Consider the following 17,163-nt stretch of genomic DNA (forward strand, 5'->3'; position numbering starts at 1 on the left):
CCGCGGGAGTCTCCGGGCGTCAGCCCTTCACCGCTCCGCTCATGATGCCCGCGATGAGCTGGCGTCCGGCGAGCAGGAACAGCACCAGCAGCGGAATCACCGAGAGCACAGCGCCGGCCAGCACGATCGAGTAGTCGACGTAGTAGCCCGACTGCAGCTGCGCGAGCGCCGTCTGCAGGGTCGGGTTCGTCGGGCTGAGGACGATCAGCGGCCAGAGGAAGTCGGTCCAGGCCATCATGAACGTGAAGAGCCCGAGGATCGCCATCGCCGGTCGCGCCGCCGGGACGGCGACGGTGAGGAACGTCCGGAACTGGTTCGCTCCGTCCACGCGCGCCGCCTCGATCAGCTCGTCCGGGATCACGTCGACCAGGTACTGCCGCATGAAGAACACGCCGAACGCGGTGACCAGCGTCGGCACGATCACGGCGCCGAGCGAGCCGGTCCAGCCGAGCTGTCGCATCAGGATGAACAGCGGGATGATGCCGAGCTGCGTCGGGATCGCCATGGTCGCGACCACTCCGATCATCAGGCCGTCGCGCCCGCGGAACCGCAGCTTCGCGAAGGCGTAGCCGGCGAGCGTCGAGAACGACACGACCGAGAGCGTGATGATCCCCGAGACGATGACGCTGTTCAGCAGCGCCGTCCAGAACGGGATCGCCGTCAGCACCTGCGAGGCGTTGGCGAGGAAGTTGCCGCCCGGGACGAGCGGCAGGGTCTCGCTGCGGGTCGCGTTCGAGCCGCTCGCCACGACGAACGACCACCACAGCGGATAGGTCGAGCCGAGGATGAAGGCGCTCAGCAGCCCGTACGTGAGGAAGCCGGGCCGGTCGACGCGGCCGGCGCGGGAGGCGCGGACGCGGCGCACCGGGAAGGCGGCGGAGGTGGCGGGGGCGGTCATCGCTCGCTCTCGTTCTGGCCGAGGCCGGTGGTGGTGAGCAGGGGGTCCGCGGCGGCGATCTCGTCGGCGGTCGCGGGGCGGGCGGAGCGCCGCTTCGAGCGCTGCGAGATCCGGTTCTCGACGGAGGCGATCCGCCGCGAGATCGCGAAGTTCAGCAGGCCGATCAGCACGATCAGGAGGAACAGCAGCCACGCGATCGCGGCCGCCTCGCCGAAGTTCTGGCGGAAGAACGCCATCTCCCAGAGGTAGAGGACGGTGGTCTGGAACTGCCGGTCCGAGCCGCCGATGCCGCCCGCGTTCGACACGTCGAACAGGCGCGGCTCCGCGAAGATCTGCAGGCCGCCGATGGTGGCGGTGATGATCACGAAGATCAGGGTCGGCCGGATGCTGGGGATCGTGATCGAGCGGAAGCGGCGGAACGCGTTCGCCCCGTCGATCGCGGCCGACTCGTGCAGCTCGCGCGGCACGGCCTGCATGGCGGCGAGGAGGATGAGGGCGTTGTAGCCGGTCCAGCGCCAGTTGACCATCGTCGCGATCGCGACGTGGCTGGCGAGGCGGTCGTTGGTCCACTCGATCGGGCTGATGCCCACCAGGCCGATCAGATTGTTGATCAGGCCCTCCTGGTCGCTGAAGACGCTCGAGAAGATCAGCGCGACCGCGACCGGCGAGACGATGTACGGCAGCAGGACGCTCATCCGCCAGAAGGTGCTGGCTCGCAGCGCCTGGTCGAGGGCGGCTGCGAGCAGCAGCGCGACGGCGAGCTGCGGGATCGTGGAGAGCAGGAAGATGCTCAGCGTGTTGACGATCGAGTTCCAGAAGAAGCGGTCGCCGAGCACGGCCGCGAAGTTCGCGAACCCGACGAAGTCGCCCTGGCCCTGGAGCAGCTGCCAGTCGTAGAGCGACACGACGAGCGTGTAGACCAGCGGGAACGCTCCGGTGAGCGCGAAGAGCAGGAAGAACGGCGAGATGTAGAGGTAGGGCGAGGCCTTCACGTCGAAGCGGCTCGCGCGCTGGCGGAAGGTCAGCGGGAGTCGGGGCGCCGGGCGCCGCTTCCCCGCGGGGGGCGTCGCCGTGGTCGGCGGGGTGAGTGTGCTCGTCATGGCGCTCTCTTCGAGGTCGAGTCGGAGTCGGAGGGGATGCGGCGGGGCCGGAGTCTCTCGTGCGGCGGGGCCGGCCGGGAGGAGTCGCGGGCAGCGGGGCCGGAGAGGCCTCGGCCGGCGGGCGGAAGCGTTTCTCCCGGCGGCGAGGTGGCCCGGGATGCGGGCGGCCCGGCCGCACGGGGACCGGGAGGTCCGGTGGCGGCCGGACCTCCCGTGATGGTGGGGCCTCGTCCCGGAGGGGTCAGCCCCCGGGCGTCGGCCCGACCGGATCAGTCGACGAGCTCGTCGAGGAGCTGGAGCGCCTCGTTCCAGCCCTCCTTGCCGTCGATCTCGCCGCGGTCGACCTTCTGCAGGACCGGTCCGAAGACGTTCTCCTGGATCAGCGAGTCGTCCGGGCCCTTGTACTGGGCGACGACGCCCTCGGCGCGCTGCGCGAGGATCGCGCCGGTCGGGGAGTCGTTCATGCCGGGGTCGGGAGCGGCCGCGGAGGCGAGCTCCTTCTGCGCGTCGAGGGTGCTCGGGAACGGTCCGGCCGCCTCGAACGCCTTCAGCTGCTGCTCCGGCTCGCTGAGCCACGACGCCAGCGCGGCGGCCTCGGCGGGGTGCTTCGACTGGGTCGGGACGGAGAGGAACGAGCCGCCCCAGTTGGCGGGGCCGCCGGGGAAGACGTCGGCGAAGTCCCAGCCGGTGGCCTCGGCGTTCCCGCCGCCGGCCTCGACGTTGCTCTTCAGCGTGCCGAACATCCAGCCCGGGCAGACGAAGGTGGCGAAGGTCTGGTCGGTGAACGACTTGCCCTTGTTCCAGTCCCACGCCTTCTGCGCGGCCGAGAGGCCGGAGGCGGTGGCGTCGGTCAGCTGACCCCAGCGCTCCTCGAGCTCCGGGTTGCCCTCGACGTTCAGCTCGCCGTCGGAGGTGTAGTACCCCTCGGGCAGCTGGTTGACCATGGCGTTCCAGACGAATCCGGAGTGGTCGAACCACGCCTTGCCGGTGGCGTCGTGGTACTTCTGGCCGGCGGCGAAGTAGTCGTCCCAGGTCGCGTCCGGTCCGCCGAGCATCTCGGCGACGGCGGCGCGGTCGGTGGGCATGCCGGCGGCCTCGAAGGCGGCCGTGTTGTAGCAGAGGCCCTCGGGTCCGATGTCGGTGCCGTAGCCGATGACGCGTCCCTCGGGGTCGGTCGCCTGCTCGTACTTCCAGTCGACCCAGTCGGCCTTGCGGTCCTCGATGCCGTGGTCGCGCAGGTCGACGAACTGGTCCGAGACCTCCATGACGGAGCCGAGCCAGCCCTCCTCGATGGCGACGACGTCGGCGAGTCCGGAGCCGGCGGCGAGCTTGGTGAACGCGTCGGTCCGCGCGTTGCCGCCGGTGTCGATGTTGTTCGGGACGATGGTGATCCCCGGGTTGGCGTCCTCGTACTCGCCGTAGAGCTCGTCGAAGCCCATGGCGTTGAACGTGGTGACGGTCAGCTCGATCTCGCCGCCCTCGGAGGCGTCGGATCCCGACGAGCATCCGGTGACGATCAGGGCGAGGGCCGAGGCGCCGGCGATCGCCGCGGCGATCCTGGTGCGTCGTGAATAGGGCACGGTCACTCCTTCGTGATGGTGGTGGGGCACCCCTGCGAGCGCTCTCACGCGTGCTGTTCCGCGTATGTGAGAGCGCTCTCACGAGGTGTGCGGCGAGCTTACGCACGCCCCCGCGGAGAGGTCAAGCGTTTTCGAGAGAGCGCTCTCATCGAATTGATGGTCCGCGCCCAGCCGCGCGCCTCCCCGCCGCCCTCGCCCCCGCGAGAACGCAGAAGTCGCGGTACTCGACCGCGAGTACCGCGACTTCCGACTCACCGCCCCCTGCCGATCGAGTAGCGGCTACTCGACCAGCAGGGCCGCCCTCAGCCCACCAGCACCGCGAAGCCCTGCGCGGGCAGCTGCACGGAGACGGCTCCGGAGGGCGACGTCTCGCTCACGAGCGCGCCGTCCTGCGAGTAGACGCGCAGGGTGCCCCACGGTCGACGACACCCTCCTGCTGTCACCGCTCATCGTTCCGCCCGAGGCCGAGATGAAGAAGGCCCTGCTGCTGAGCGAGCGGTTCTCGACGATCGCTCCGCGCGGGTTCCCACCCACCGAAGCCATGGCCGAGATGAAGGAGCGAGGCTGGTGGATTCCCGCCCATCTCGACGATCTCGACGAGCGCGCTCGAGAACGCGCCGTCCGCGAGTGCATCCGCGCCGCAGAGCGGTACACCTTCACGACCGACGACTGGAAGCAGTCCGACCGGCTGTTCGCCCGCAAGCTCCCCTACGAACTGGAGCACTGGCTCCTTGCAAACGACTACCTCCGGCCCGCTTCTCACGACGGCTCTCAGTTCCGCGCGACCAGGGAGAACCTGGTCCCCGCGCTCCTCGCGATCTGCGGCCGACGCCTCTGCCAGGCGAAGGGCTGGCAGTACGGCGTGGCCACGACCGCGACGGCCCGGCAGGCGCTGTTCGCGATCGACGACGCCACCGACCAACGGGCTCTCGCCCTCACGCTCTACGACATCCCCGAGCCGCACCCGGAGGCGACCTTCGACGACATCGTGGCCTTCCGTCAGAGCAAGGAGAAGCTGCTCGCCCGGTACATCGACGGTCTCCGGGACGTGCGGCACGCCGTCGCCGAGGCGGAGGACAGCCGGGAGCTCGAGGACGCGCTCCTCACCTACAAGGCGCGCGTCACGGAGCTGCATCGATCGTCCGGCCCTCTGAAGGGCGAGGGCGGCGGGCGACTCGATCCGATGACTCTGCTGATCCCGATGACCGAGGTCGGCGTCGCGGTCGGAGACTGGTTGACCTCTGGGCCGAGCTTCGCTCCGATCGTCCTGGCGGTGCGAGCCGTCGCCTCGGTCGTCACTCTGCGCCGGCACGACGCGACGTCCTACCTCTCCGCCGCAGTGGCGAAGAACCTGATCGAGGCGCCGGAGAGCCGGGCGGTGACGGTCGGCCTGCGGGACTGACCGAGGACCCCCACGTCACCGCCGAAGCAGACCAGCTCCTACGCCCCCCGCACCCCCTCCGCGTGACGGCTCTGCGGCGGTGGCCCCGAGCTGCCCCGGAGCACTGTCGGCGGGATCGTCATCGACAGGGTCGGCGTCCTGTCGCCCGCGATGCGTTGCTCGAGCAGCGAGAAGGCGCGCTGTCCGAGGTCGTCGAAGTCCTGCGACACCGTCGTGATCGACGGGCGCCAGATCGACGAGAGCGGGTGGTCGTCGAAACCCACCACGCTGACATCGCCCGGCACTGTGCGGCCGGAGTCCGTGAGGCCGGCAATGACCCCCATCGCGAGCTCGTCGTTGCCGCAGAAGATCGCCGTGATGTCGGGGGCCTGCGCGAGCTCGGCACCGATCGCGACGCCGGACGCGGCTTCCCAGGTGCCGGCGACGACGGCCGGCACGACGGCGCCCGACTCCCGCAGCGCGTCGCGCCACCCGGTCGTCCTGCCGTCCTCGGTCCCCGACCGGGAGGGCGGCACCGTCACGTGGTGCACGGTGCGATGGCCGAGCTGCAGGAGGTGCTCCGTGATCGCCCGCCCTCCGGCGACCTCGTCCAGCGCGGCTTGCGGATGGAGGCCGTCCAGCTCGCCCGAGGCGACGACCACGGGAAGGTGCTCCGGGAGGTGCGGGAGTGCGGCGACGCCCGCGGGATCGAACTTGAGCACGATGACTCCCGCGAGCGGCAGCCTGAGAGCCGCATCGATGGCGGCGCGGGCCGAGCTCGACCCCTCGTCGTCGATGACGGCGATGGTCACCGAGTATCCGGCCGTCCTCGCGGCCTGCTCGATGCCGCGGATCGTGGACGAGTACCCGTAGATGGTGGTGTCGGAGCTGAGGACGGCGATCGTGGTGGCGCCGCCGCGCACCAGTGCCCGGGCGGTCGCGCTCGGCCGGTAGTCGAGAGCCTGGATCGCGTCGGTCACCCGCCGGGTCAGCTCCGGGCTGACGCGAGCCGCTCCGGTGAGCACCCGCGACACGGTGGGCACCGACACCCGGGCGTACTCGGCGACGTCCGAGATCGTCGCCGCGCGGTCGCTCGCGGCCGGGACGTCATCGCCGACGGACAGCTGCTTCACGAGACCGGACCTCCCTCCTCGACCCTATCGAGGGCGGCTCCGGCCAGGAGCGGGCCCGCCCCCGTGGTCGAGGTCAGGTGGAGGACGTCGGCGCCCCGGGGGACGTCGATCGTGACGGACACCGTCGCGAAGTTCGCCCAGTCGTGCGTGAAGGGGAACGTCACCGGGACCGCCGGTCCGTCCCCGGCTCGGACCTGGAGGTGACGGTCGATGACGTCGGTGTTGTAGAGGTGTCCTGTCCTCCGGTCGGCGTTGCTGTACCGCAACGAGAGCAGGTAGCGCCCGGCGGAGGGCGCGACGAGCTCCGCCGCTCCGGCGGGCCGCCCGTCCGCCGATCCGAGACCGTCGATGACGGGGACGGCCGCATCGCTGCTCAGCCGAGCCCCGCCCGTCAGCCGCCACCGCTCGTCGGACACCGGGATCTCGGACGTCCCCCGGCTCGACGGCTCGACGGTCAGCGCCCTGATCGCCGTCGCCCTGTCAGCGGTGATCTGGATTTCGCTGATGCCGGCCGGCAGCACCACGCTGTCCAGCCGGGTCAGCACGGTGCCGTCGAGCTCGACGGTCGCTCCGGCGTCGCTGTCCAGGCTCAGGCGGTACCGGGCACGGTCGGGCACCCCGACGTGGAAGGAGAGGCTGTCGCCGGGTCCGACGATCACCGCGGTCCTGGCGCCGTCGGCTCCGTGCCGCACCTCGCCTCCCACGCGCAGCGCCCTGCTCGCCGGATAGTGCCGCACCGGCACGAGCGTGTGGAGCTCGATGCGGTCGATCGCCAGATCGGCACCGTCGAGAGGCCGGACGGCGACGACGTGCGGCCCCGCGTCGAGCGTGACGGGCGTCTCGACCCGTCCGGTGAATCCGCGGGCGAGAGTCGCCGGCAGCTCGATCCGGACGGCGTCGCGTCCGTCGATCCGGACCTCGGCCGTCGCCGGGACGGAGTCCGTTCCGTAGTGCAGCGCGAGGACGTGCTCGCCCTCCTGCTCCACCACGACCGGGAACTCGGCCCGGCTGCCGGCGTCCGGAGTCCCCGAGATGCCGGATCGCCCCGTTCCCGCGTACTGCTGCATGTCGTCGTCGTGCCGAGTCCACGTCAGGCCTTCGCCCGTGGCGGCGTCCGCGGGCACCATGACGGGGGCCGGGACAGCAGTCGACGGAGCGCCGTCGTCCGGCGCGATCGTCACGCGGTACGCCGCCAGGGGGTCGTCGTTCGCGATCCCGAAGCGGAGGACGCCGTCGCTCGTGCCGACGGGCTCGTCGACGACGGTCGTGGTGCTGCTGAGCGGACCTTCGTACCCGCTCCACTCGACACGCTCCACGGCGACCCGCCAGTGCCCGCCGGCCGCGAGCCCGCGGACCTCCACCTCCACGGGGTGACGGCCTCCGCCGATCAGCGCGGTCACGATGTCCCCCTCCCGCGCCGCGAGGGAGTGGAGGGAGTCGCGGACGCTCGAGGCGGCCGTCTCGGAGCGCACGGTCTCGCCGCGCAGGGCGGCGTACCAGTGCAGGAGCCACCAGCCGCCGTTCGCCTGATGACGTCCGACCGCGTGGTCGTCGAGGTTCCCCGCCATCGTCCAGTAGGCGAGGTCGCCGTCGATCTTCCCGGTCTCGAGGATGTCGATCCACTGGATGAGCCGTCCGGGCACCGAGGTGTCCCGCCGGTTCGCGTACTCGTCGATGTTCACGGGGAGCGGCGGGATCGAGAGCTCCTCCTCCAGAGCGCGGTAGTGCTCCAGATGACGGGGCAGCAGCTCGAGCGAGGAGGGCTGCAGTTCGTGCCACGCCATGATGTCGGGGAGGACGCCGTTGGCCTTGCCGTACTCGAGGAGGTCGCGGACGCGGTTCGGGTAGTAGTGGGACTCGTTCGGCCCGACGATCCGCGCGTCGGGGTCGACGGCGCGGATGGCGCGGTGCAGCGTCGTCCAATCGGCGAGGAACCTGTCCCGGCCGGCCGCGTCCCATGCGGCGTACCAGATCCAGTCCCCCTCGTTGAAGGGCACGTACACGAATCGTCCCCGGTCCTCACGACGGGAGATCGTGCGGACGGTGTCCTGCACCAGCTCCGCGTAGCGGTCGACCCCGATCTCCTCGTACGGCCACTGCTCGAGGAGGTCCTGCAGGTAGACGACCATCTCCTCGCCTCCGGCGGCGAAGAAGTCGTCCGCGACCTCGAGGGCGTCGCCTCCCGGGTGCTGGAGCCCCCCGGGGGCCTTCTGCGCCAGGGTGCGCGGGCGGATGCCGGAGAGCAGCGCGGACGAGGGCGCGTCGGGACTCCCGAGCCCGTACAGCATCCCGGTCGCGCCGCCGTGCACCTCACCGGTGGTGGCCGACGCGTCGATGACCACGTGCTCGACGAACGGCGAGCGCCCGATCCGGAAGGTCCGCGCGGCGGGCTCGTCGTCCCCGCCGGGGAGCGAGACGGTGAGCACCCCCCGCTCCTGGTCCCACTCGGTGACCCACGGCGTGAGGCGGCGCGGGAAGACGGTCTCGACGACGAGCGGCCCGCCGCGGAAGGCGGGCAGCGGCACGTCGATCGATCGATCCCCCTCGCGGCGCCAGAGAGTGAGGTGCGTCTCGTCCTCGTCTCCGAGAGCGAGCGCGACCCAGGGCGCGGTCCACAGATCGATGCCGAGCGGCCAGGCCGCGTGCGCACGGGCGAGCCCCGGCCGGAGCCGCTTGTGCGCGGCGACCCCTTCGGCCACGAGCATCCGCTGGGCGGGACTCATGCCGTCGAGGCGCCCCGACAGGTAGAACCGTCCCAGCATCGCCGTGCAGAGGGTGAACGCGATCGCCTCGTCGCTCATGTCGGGCTGAGGGTAGGCCCAGTTAGCCGCCTGCTCGGGGACCATGGCGAGCGGAGCCGCGGCGGCGATCGGGGGGTAGGCGATCGGGTCCTGCTGGTCGCTGGTCGACTGCAGCTGGAGACGCGAGAGCATCGCCCCGTCCATCCGCATGGCGCCGGAGGCGCAGTTCTCCAGGACGAGGTCGGGGTGCCGGTCGAGGACCGCCTCCAGCCAGGCCAGATGCGCCCTGTTGTGCTCGAGGAGCCCGGCGCCGACGGAGGGCGCGCCCACGTCCGTGCCGGCCCCCGCGTCGATGTTGTAGTCGAGCTTGAAGTAGCCGACACCCAGCTCGCCGACCAGACGGTCGATGACGCCGTCGAGGTGGGCGATCGCGGCGGGATGGCGGAGGTCGAGCGTGTAGCGGCCGTGCTCCACCAGGCGCTCACCGAGCCTCTGGAGGAAGGCGTCGTCGGGAAGGCGCTCGGCGGCGGGGCTGCTGACGCCGATGACCTCCGGCTCGAGCCACAGCCCCGGCACCATGTCCCGCTCCCGGATGCGGTTCAGGACGGCGGTCAGCCCTCCGTCCGGGAACCGGACGGTGGAGGGCTGCCAGTCGCCGACGCTGTACCACCAGTCGCCGGAGTCGTCGTACCAGCCCGCGTCGATGCAGAAGATCTCCGCGCCCGCTTCGGCGGCCTGGTCGATGAGGGGCAGCAGGCGCTCGGTCGTCGGATCGCCCATCAGGGTGTTCATGTAGTCGTTGAAGACGACGGGACGGGTGGCGGAATCGGGATGCGGACGCCGCAGCGCTCGGCGACCGTCGGTGAGGGCGGCGAGAGCCTTGTCGAAGCCTCGTCCGGCGGAGAGCAGGACCGGGACGGTCGTGAAGGATCCACCGGGCTCGAGCGGCTGCAGCCACTGGTGGTCCTGATCGGTGGGGCCGGACAACGCCACGTAGGTCCCGTCAGGGTCCTCCCCCACTTCCCAGCGCCAGCCTCCGTTGTGCTCGACCTGCCAGGCGAGGGCGGCCTCCTCGGCGGGGTCCGACAGCGCGAGCACGCCGACGGGCAGCGCGCCGGCCGTCGACCAGGTCCCGGTGGAGGTGACGGCGTAGCCGTTCCGAGCGCCTCCGCCGTGCGCGTCCTTGCGCAGGTCGACGAGGAACGTGTCCAGCGGAGCGGTGGACCATCGCGATTCACCGACCCAGTCGCTGCGGCCCGAGGTGAGGGAGAGACGGGTCGGCCGGGTCTCCGCGTGGGATCCGACACCGACCCGGAGCGCCATCGACGTCACCGACCGCAGGACGCGGCGCTGGGTTCCGGTGTTGCGCACGACCGTCGTGCAGCGGACCGCCGCGGCTCCCTGCACGACCTCGAGGCGCAGCTCCGCTTCGAGACCGGCCTCGTCGTCCCCGAGCAGGACGATCGTCGAGACGACTCCGACCGACGCGACCGACCGGTGACTGCGGTAGCGGAGGCCGAGGCCGGCCTGCCCCCCGATGAGACGGGGTGTCGACGGAGCCCGCCCGGAGTCGCTGGTGACCACCTCCAAGGCCGGCCGGCCGGTCGCCAGGTCGCCGGTCGCTCCTCGGGGCCCGAATCGCAGCACTCGGAGCGGCTCGTCCCCGTCCTGAGCGAGGACGAGGTCGAGTGCGTCGTCACCGGCGTCGATGCGGATGGTGCCGGCGTCGGTGCCGGGGAGCGTGGGGGTCAGTGCGGACATGGATCCTCCTGGGAGCGGCGGGTCGGCCGCAGACGGGGCGAGTGGGGGATGCGGCTTACTTCACAGCGCCGGAGGTGACTCCGGCGATGATGCGGCGTTGGCCGATGACGAAGGCGACGACCATCGGGATGCTCATGATCACGATGTAGGCGAAGATCAGGTTCCAGTTCCTGACGTACTCCGACTGCGAGGCGACGTTGAACAGGCCGAGCGGCATGGTGCTGATCGGTCCTCCGCTGAGGATGAAGAAGGCGTAGAACACCTCGTTCCAGACGCTGATCGTCACGAGGATCGCGGCAGTGGCGAGGACGGGCTGCAGGAGCGGCAGGATCACGCGGAAGAACACTCCCACCGGGCCGGCGCCGTCGATGCGCGCCGCTTCTTCGAGCTCGAGAGGGATGGATCTCACGAAGCCGGTGATGAAGAAGATCGCCGTGGCCATGAAGCTGCCGCCGTAGACGCCGATCGCGCCGACGAGAGTGCCGTCCAGCCCGATGCTCTTCAGTGTGAGGACGATCATGATGACGGCGGGAGGGAGGATGATCCCGCTGATGCCGATGGAGTAGAGGACGGACGTGAGGCGGGACGACCGGCGGGCGAGGACCCATGCGGCGGCGGAGCCGAGACCGAGGACCAGCAGCACGCTGGGGATCGTCACGAGGAGGCTGCCTCCCATGGCGGCGAGGACTCCGCCCTGTGTGATGGCCTGCGCGTAGTTCTCGACGAAGTGCCACGTTGTGGGCAGTGAGAGATCCGGTGACGCCGAGTCCGCGGTGCTCTTGCCGGAGGTGATCACCAGCAGCCACAGCGGGATGCCGATGACGACCGCTGTCCCGATGACGGCGATGACGTTGTGGATGACCGACCCGGCGCGGCGGGAGACGGTGTACCCGGTCCGCGGCGGACGGGTTCCGGTCATGCTTCTCGTGCTCACAGCTGCTGCTCCCGACGTCGAAGGAAACCGATGACGGGGAAGGCCAGTACCACCACGAGGAGGAACAGGACCAGGCTCATCGTCGTGGACTGGGCGTAGAGCCCCTGCCCGAAGGTCCGGTAGATGAAGATGTTCAGCACTTCGGTCGTCTGCGCCGGCCCGCCGCGGGTGGTCGCCTGGACGGTGTCGAAGCCGTTCATCGAACCCAGCAGAGCGGTGGCGACGTTGAAGGTGATGGCGGGGGCGAGGAGCGGGAAGCGGACGCTGCGGAGAGTCCTCCACCACGACGCACCGTCGATGCGGGCCGCCTCGAGCACGTCCTCCGGGAGCGTCTTCAAGCCGGCGAGGAAGATCAGCATGGAGAGGCCCATCCACTTCCAGGACTGCACGAGGGAGACCACGACGATCGACCAGGTCGTGCTCCCCAGCCAGGCCGTGGTCACCTCCTGGCCCACGATCGCGCTGAGGATCCCGTTGAGAGCTCCCGAGGGCTGCAGGAACGCCTGGAAGATGTAGCCGACCGCGAGGGGCGAGATCAGGACGGGGATGAAGAAGAAGGCTCGGCCGATGCGGTTGATCCGCGTGTCCCGTTCGAAGAAGAGGGCGAGTGCCAGGCCGAAGAAGTTCTGGAAGACCGCCACGAGGAGCGCCCAGACGAGAGTGACGCGGACGGCGCGCAGCACCTCGTCATCGCCGAAGAGGGAGGTGAAGTTGTCGAAGCCGACGAAGTCCACGCTGTCGTTGTAGGCGGACCAGTTTGTGAAGGCGTAGAAGAAGTTGAGAACCGTCGGGAGTAGGAAGAAGACGGCGAGGATCGCGAAAGCCGGGATCAGGAACCAGAGCGGGTGGTTCCTCGCCGCGGCCCTGTCGGCGGACCGTCGCGTTCCGCTGCGTGCGGGCGGTCGCGGTTCGCCGCGCGTGGGCGGCCGTACGAGCGTGGTGGGCAGTGCCATGGGAGTCTCCGATCAAGAGGGTGGGGTCGGGCGCGGCAGGCGTGCCCGACCCCGGTACCGGGCTAGAAGCCTTCGGCTCCCTGCGCCTTAGCGAACTGCTCGAACTGCTTCTGAGTGGTGCTCGCGACGTCCTCCGGCGTGACCGTTCCCTGGAGCATGTTGGCCAGGTTGATGTACAGGTCGGGGTTCGCGATGGCCAGCGACTGCATGGAGCCGACGGAGGATCCGAGGGAGGCGGCGATCGTCGAGGCGACCTCCGGGACTCCGTCCGGAGTCGGAACGTCCGTCTGGATCGAGACGCCCTTGACCGCGGCCAGGTAGTCCGGGTAGTCGGTCGTGAGCCAGAAGTTCAGGAACTGCTTGGCCGCGGCCTCCCGCTCGGCGTCTCCCGTGCGGAACGCGACGACACCGTTCTTGTTGTCGGGGATCGACGTGGCGAGCGAGCCGTCCTTCGAGATGGGGAACCAGCCGATGTTCGCGTCGATGTCCTCCGTGGTGGAGGTCTGCTGCATCTGCAGGAGCAACGCGTTCACCTGGACCGACATGGCGGCGTCACCGCTGAGGAGCGCCGCGGCCTGGTCCTCGAACGTGCCGGTCTTGTAGTCGGAGTTGAACAGTCCCTGCGCGAAGAGATCGTTGTAGTTCGTGATCGCGTCGGTGATCGTCGGTCCGGTGAACTGCTCCTTGTTGGTGTTGATGTCCTCCCAGAGCCCGTTCTCCGCCGCCTCGGCCAGCTGCACCTGCACCCACCACTGCGTCGGCCACTGGGCTCCGCCCGCCTCGTAGAAGGCAGTGCCGCCGCTCGCCTTGATCTTCTCGGCCGTGGCGATCAGCTCGTCCCAGTTCTTGGGCTCGCTGGTGATGCCGGCGCTCTCGAACGCGGGCTTGTTGTAGTAGACGCCCATGACGGACGGAGAGCTGACGAGCGCCGCGTAGCGCGTGTCGTCGAGGATTCCGCTGACGTCTCGGACCGACGGGTCGAGACGGTCCAGCCACGGAGCGTCGTCGAGCGGAAGGAGGTTCCGCTCGGCCTGCAGAGCGCTCAGGGAGCTGGCCGTGGGCTGCCATGCGGCGAGATCGGGCATGTCGCCGGCGGCGACCTTGGTGAGGAGGCTCTGCTCGTAGGGAGCCGGGTACGCGACCTGCTTCCACGTCACGCCCGTGGCCTCGGCGAAGGCGTCCTGCACCTGCTTGAGGCCCGCGTCCGCGACCGCTCCGCCGCCGTACGTCAGCGTGACGCCCTCGAGGGATGCGGTGGGATCGTTCCACGGCACCTCCTCCCCCGACGAGGAGGAGAGGTCGCCGCCTGCAGCGCAACCGGAGAGCAGAAGGGCGGTCGAGGCCGCGAGCGCGGCGACGACGAACCGGGTTCGAAAAGTCATGATCTCGTCTTCCTTGAAGTGATCGCGGGCGACCTCGGCAGCGGTGATGTGCTGCTGGTCGCCAGATGAAGGGGATGGCCGGCTCTCAGACTCTCGGGAGAGCGGACGAGCGACACGGTGGCGAGCGATCCACTCCTTCGTGCACTCGAGCCCCGGTCTGAAAGCGATATCAGGATGCGTCTGAAAACGCTATCTGTCAAGAACGATCTTCGAGATCGGCTCCTGCTCCGCGTCGATCCGCGGCGGTGGGACCGTGGTCGGCACGACCGCGTCCCTCGGCCTCCCGGGGACGAGGAACGCGGAGTGCGGCCGGATCGAAGCGCCTACCAGGAGTCCCCTCCGCCCCATTCGATACCGTCTCCCCCATGCCCGACCCCTCTCCCGACGCTCCCGAGGTCGCCGCCGAGCACCTCCGCGCCGAGTTGCAGCTGCGGCGCTTCGGCCGGCTCCGCCTCACCATCGACATGGCGCTGGGCAGCGGGATCCTCGCGCCCTACGACCTCGTCGTCCTCCGCCTCGACACCGGAGCCGAGATCATCCGCGTGAAGGCCGACCTCACCGATCCCCACTACCTCCTCGGGCAGGTCGAGCTCGACCTCGAGACCAAGACGGTCGCGGGGTTCCTCGAGGAGTGGCGCCCCGCCTGACCGGGCCGGCACAGCCGCGATCCCGGGGAGAGCACGGCGCTGAGGCGACCGGAGCAGGACGGTGGAGATCCACACCCCCTCTCCTCACAGATCCGCAGGAACCCTGTCGCGCTCCTCACCGGCGACCACCACCGGCACCCACGCGCCGCGCGCCGGCCGCCCCGCCCACCACACGTACACTCCGGCGGCTACCACGGCGCCTCCGGCCGCGACCGCCCACCACGGGAACCCGGCGACGTCGGGCGACTCCCCCGCCGCGTCCACGTCCGACTGCGGCGTCGGGATCACCCGTTCGCCGGTGACGAGGATGCGGTGGGTGTTGATCCCGAGCGGGGTGCAGGTGACGAGGGTCAGGAGGTCCTGGCCGGGCTGCACGAGGAGGCTCTGCGTGTCCTCCGGCTCGACGACGAGCGTCTCGCGCACGCGGTAGGTGACCACCTCGCCGTAGACCTCGATGGTGAAGGTGTCGCCGACGTCGACGCGGTCGAGGTGGGTGAAGAGCTCGGCCGAGGCGAGGCCGCGGTGGCCGGTGAGCACCGAGTGGGTGGAGGGGCCGCCGACCGGCAGGGCGGTGCCCTCGAGGTGGCCGACGCCCCGCTCGAGGACGGCGTCGCTGGTGCCGTGGAAGATCGGCAGGTCCACGTCGATGGCGGGGATCCTGATCCGGGCCATCAGTCCCTCGGCGTCGCCGCGCAGGAGGGAGGAGTAGCGCTCCCGGTCGGCGACCTGCTCGTCGTCGGCGAGAGGGAGGCGCTCGTTCGCGGCGACGGCCGCGCCGCCACCGCTCAGGCTCTGGTTGTAGGCGCGGGCCTCGACGAGGTTCTGCCGGAGGGTCTCGGCGCCGAGGTCGGTGATGTCCTGCGCGAGGGAGTCGATCTCGCGCGCCTGCTCGACGGCGCTGAGCCAGCTCGCGGCGACGGGGTACAGCAGCAGCGCCACTCCCGAGAGGCTGATGAGCGCGATGACCAGCGGGGCGATCGGGAGCCGCCACCGCGGCCGGCGGTGGATCCGCCTCCGCGGAGGAAATGGGCTGGAGACAGAGGAATGCGGGGCACCCGACGGGTGCCCCGCATTCGACTTCGTCATGGTGTGACGTTACTCCGCGGTCTGAGCAGCCAGCGCGGTGCGGCGGCGCGAGGCGATCAGGCCCGAACCGAGCGCGAGGGCGAGGAGCGCGCCTCCACCGAGGGTGAACCACTGCGCGCCGCCACCGGTGAGGGGCAGGGCGAACGCCGGCACCTGGGTGTGGAGGAACTCGACGTAGTTCTGGACCGGCGCGGTGGCCGAGCTCGGTCCGGCGACGACCTGGGTCAGCACCTGGGCCGGGGTGGGCAGACGGAATCCGGCGGGCGGGGTGAGCTCGCGGACGTAGTAGTTGCCCGGCGTGATGATCGGGATCTCGACGATGCCGTTCGCTCCGGTGGTCCAGTTCTGGTTTCCGTTGATGAAGACCGGGTTCTGGCCGAGGTTGGCGTCGTTCTCGGTGAGGAACACCTGGTAGACCGCGCCGGCGAGCGGCACGCGGTTGGCGCCGTTGTTCTGGTAGGCGAACACGGTCAGCTGACCGATCGGGGTGCTGCCGGTGACCGTCTCCGTGGCCCCGTTCACGACGCTCGTCGCCGAGTTGATGATGATGCCGCTGGCCGGGATGGCGTTGGCGCGGGTGAGCACCGTGAGCGTGACGTCGCCGCCCTGCAGACCCTGGAGCTTCGTGAGGCCGGGCTGCAGGAAGTTCAGCGTGACGTTCCGGGTCGCGGCGTCGTAGCCGAGCGTGTAGTCGGTGTTCGCGATGAACGCAGGTGCGGGCGCGGTGCCCGCGGCGCTGGTCACCGTGATGCCGGTGGGCGCGACGCCGGCCGGGCCGGTCGGCAGGTAGGTCAGCTCGGCGGGCAGCGTGTCGGTGAGGGAGAACGTCTCCAGCGTGTCACCGGCGGCGAGCACCGGCACGTCCGAGGCGATGGCCCAGCGGATGAGGTCGGGGTTGCGCGCCTCGACCGAGTTCGCCGCCGCGGGGACGCGCGTCTTGGTGAGCTCCGTGACCGCGTTCTTGGGGTAGACGTGGACGTCGTAGATCCACTGGTTCGCCGGCGCACCGGTCGGGCCCGTCGGGAACGGCAGGGTCACGAGGAACGGCGCCGCGCCGTTGGTCGCTCCGGCGGGGAGCTGGGTCTCGGTCACGAGGTAGAGGCCGAGCGGCATGCTCGCGCCGTTGTTGAACACGGCCTCGCCGTCCGTGCCGCTGGTGGCGGTGAAGGTGTCGGCGGCGGTGACGCGGGTCGCGGCGGAGCCCGGGGTCAGGTTCGCGACCTGGTTCCAGCCGTCGGGCGTGGTGAGGTCGACGCCCTGGACGCGCGCGGCGGTGAACACGGCGCCGGGCAGCGCGTCCCCGGGGACCGTGATCTCCTGGCCGGTGCCGATCGCCTGGCCGTTGTTGGAGCCCAGCGCGAGCTTGTGCACGGTGAGGGTGCGGCTGATGGTCGGGTCGATGTTGCCGGGCAGCGTAACCGCTGACGCCGGCGCGACGGCGGTGAACACCGCCGCAGCGCTCAGCGCGAGGACGCCGGCTGCGGCGGCGAGCCGCCTGGTGAGTGTGCGGGACATGTGATCTCTCCTACTGAGGTCGTGAGTGCTGGTGTCGTGGAGTCGAGGGTGT

The 17,163-nt window shown here is 70.5% G+C and carries 13 protein-coding genes; 2 read left to right on the forward strand and 11 right to left on the reverse strand.

Annotated features, from left to right (window positions below; genetic code table 11):
• Nucleotides 1–19: 19 nt before the first annotated feature.
• The 4 genes from C5C63_RS03230 to C5C63_RS16875 all read right to left on the reverse strand — a co-directional run bounded on the left by C5C63_RS03230 (nucleotide 20) and on the right by C5C63_RS16875 (nucleotide 4,021).
• Nucleotides 20–898 (reverse strand): carbohydrate ABC transporter permease, encoded by an 879-nt coding sequence (locus C5C63_RS03230; RefSeq protein ID WP_104223961.1) that lies wholly within the window; start codon nucleotides 896–898, stop codon nucleotides 20–22.
• The gene (locus tag C5C63_RS03235; protein ID WP_104247219.1) at nucleotides 895–1,998 is read right to left on the reverse strand and encodes a carbohydrate ABC transporter permease; all 1,104 of its coding nucleotides are present in this window, start codon (nucleotides 1,996–1,998) and stop codon (nucleotides 895–897) included. The genes C5C63_RS03230 and C5C63_RS03235 overlap by 4 nt, the downstream gene beginning before the upstream one ends.
• A gap of 269 nt (nucleotides 1,999–2,267) precedes the next feature.
• Entirely contained in the window at nucleotides 2,268–3,578 is a 1,311-nt protein-coding gene (locus tag C5C63_RS03240; protein WP_104232944.1) for an ABC transporter substrate-binding protein, read from the reverse strand.
• Nucleotides 3,579–3,880: 302 nt separating this feature from the next.
• Nucleotides 3,881–4,021 carry a hypothetical protein gene (locus C5C63_RS16875; protein WP_181072740.1) on the reverse strand — a complete coding sequence of 47 codons (141 nt, stop codon included), beginning with the start codon at nucleotides 4,019–4,021 and terminating at the stop codon, nucleotides 3,881–3,883.
• A 26-nt stretch (nucleotides 4,022–4,047) separates the two neighbouring features.
• On the opposite strand from C5C63_RS16875, the gene C5C63_RS03245 reads away from it, so the two are divergent.
• Nucleotides 4,048–4,980, forward strand: a complete 933-nt coding sequence (locus tag C5C63_RS03245; protein WP_104295111.1) for a hypothetical protein — start codon at nucleotides 4,048–4,050, stop codon at nucleotides 4,978–4,980.
• Nucleotides 4,981–5,018: 38 nt separating this feature from the next.
• Here the strand turns inward: C5C63_RS03245 and C5C63_RS03250 are convergent, their stop codons facing one another.
• The 5 genes from C5C63_RS03250 to C5C63_RS03270 all read right to left on the reverse strand — a co-directional run bounded on the left by C5C63_RS03250 (nucleotide 5,019) and on the right by C5C63_RS03270 (nucleotide 13,863).
• Nucleotides 5,019–6,092 carry a LacI family DNA-binding transcriptional regulator gene (locus C5C63_RS03250; protein WP_104295110.1) on the reverse strand — a complete coding sequence of 358 codons (1,074 nt, stop codon included), beginning with the start codon at nucleotides 6,090–6,092 and terminating at the stop codon, nucleotides 5,019–5,021.
• Nucleotides 6,089–10,594 carry an alpha-galactosidase gene (locus C5C63_RS17220; protein ID WP_219812567.1) on the reverse strand — a complete coding sequence of 1,502 codons (4,506 nt, stop codon included), beginning with the start codon at nucleotides 10,592–10,594 and terminating at the stop codon, nucleotides 6,089–6,091. The genes C5C63_RS03250 and C5C63_RS17220 overlap by 4 nt, the downstream gene beginning before the upstream one ends.
• Nucleotides 10,595–10,649: 55 nt before the next feature.
• Nucleotides 10,650–11,513 (reverse strand): carbohydrate ABC transporter permease, encoded by an 864-nt coding sequence (locus tag C5C63_RS03260; RefSeq protein WP_104325484.1) that lies wholly within the window; start codon nucleotides 11,511–11,513, stop codon nucleotides 10,650–10,652.
• 11 nt (nucleotides 11,514–11,524) lie between these two features.
• Nucleotides 11,525–12,481 (reverse strand): carbohydrate ABC transporter permease, encoded by a 957-nt coding sequence (locus C5C63_RS03265; RefSeq protein ID WP_181072738.1) that lies wholly within the window; start codon nucleotides 12,479–12,481, stop codon nucleotides 11,525–11,527.
• Nucleotides 12,482–12,543: 62 nt separating this feature from the next.
• Nucleotides 12,544–13,863: an ABC transporter substrate-binding protein gene (locus C5C63_RS03270; RefSeq protein WP_104304890.1), complete on the reverse strand. Its 1,320-nt coding sequence runs from the start codon at nucleotides 13,861–13,863 to the stop codon at nucleotides 12,544–12,546.
• Nucleotides 13,864–14,228: 365 nt separating this feature from the next.
• Here C5C63_RS03270 and C5C63_RS03275 point away from each other — a divergent pair, with 365 nt between their 5' ends.
• The gene (locus tag C5C63_RS03275) at nucleotides 14,229–14,510 is read left to right on the forward strand and encodes a hypothetical protein (protein ID WP_104325485.1); all 282 of its coding nucleotides are present in this window, start codon (nucleotides 14,229–14,231) and stop codon (nucleotides 14,508–14,510) included.
• Between the two features lie 84 nt (nucleotides 14,511–14,594).
• Here the strand turns inward: C5C63_RS03275 and C5C63_RS03280 are convergent, their stop codons facing one another.
• Together C5C63_RS03280 and C5C63_RS03285 are read right to left on the reverse strand one after the other, a co-directional pair.
• Nucleotides 14,595–15,596, reverse strand: coding sequence for a class C sortase (locus tag C5C63_RS03280; protein WP_104325486.1), 1,002 nt, complete (start codon nucleotides 15,594–15,596; stop codon nucleotides 14,595–14,597).
• 9 nt (nucleotides 15,597–15,605) lie between these two features.
• Nucleotides 15,606–17,111 (reverse strand): SpaH/EbpB family LPXTG-anchored major pilin, encoded by a 1,506-nt coding sequence (locus C5C63_RS03285; RefSeq protein WP_104325487.1) that lies wholly within the window; start codon nucleotides 17,109–17,111, stop codon nucleotides 15,606–15,608.
• Nucleotides 17,112–17,163: the final 52 nt, after the last annotated feature.

The organism is Rathayibacter sp. AY1B8 (assembly GCF_002932775.1).
In the GTDB taxonomy this organism is placed as follows: Bacteria; Actinomycetota; Actinomycetes; order Actinomycetales; family Microbacteriaceae; genus Rathayibacter.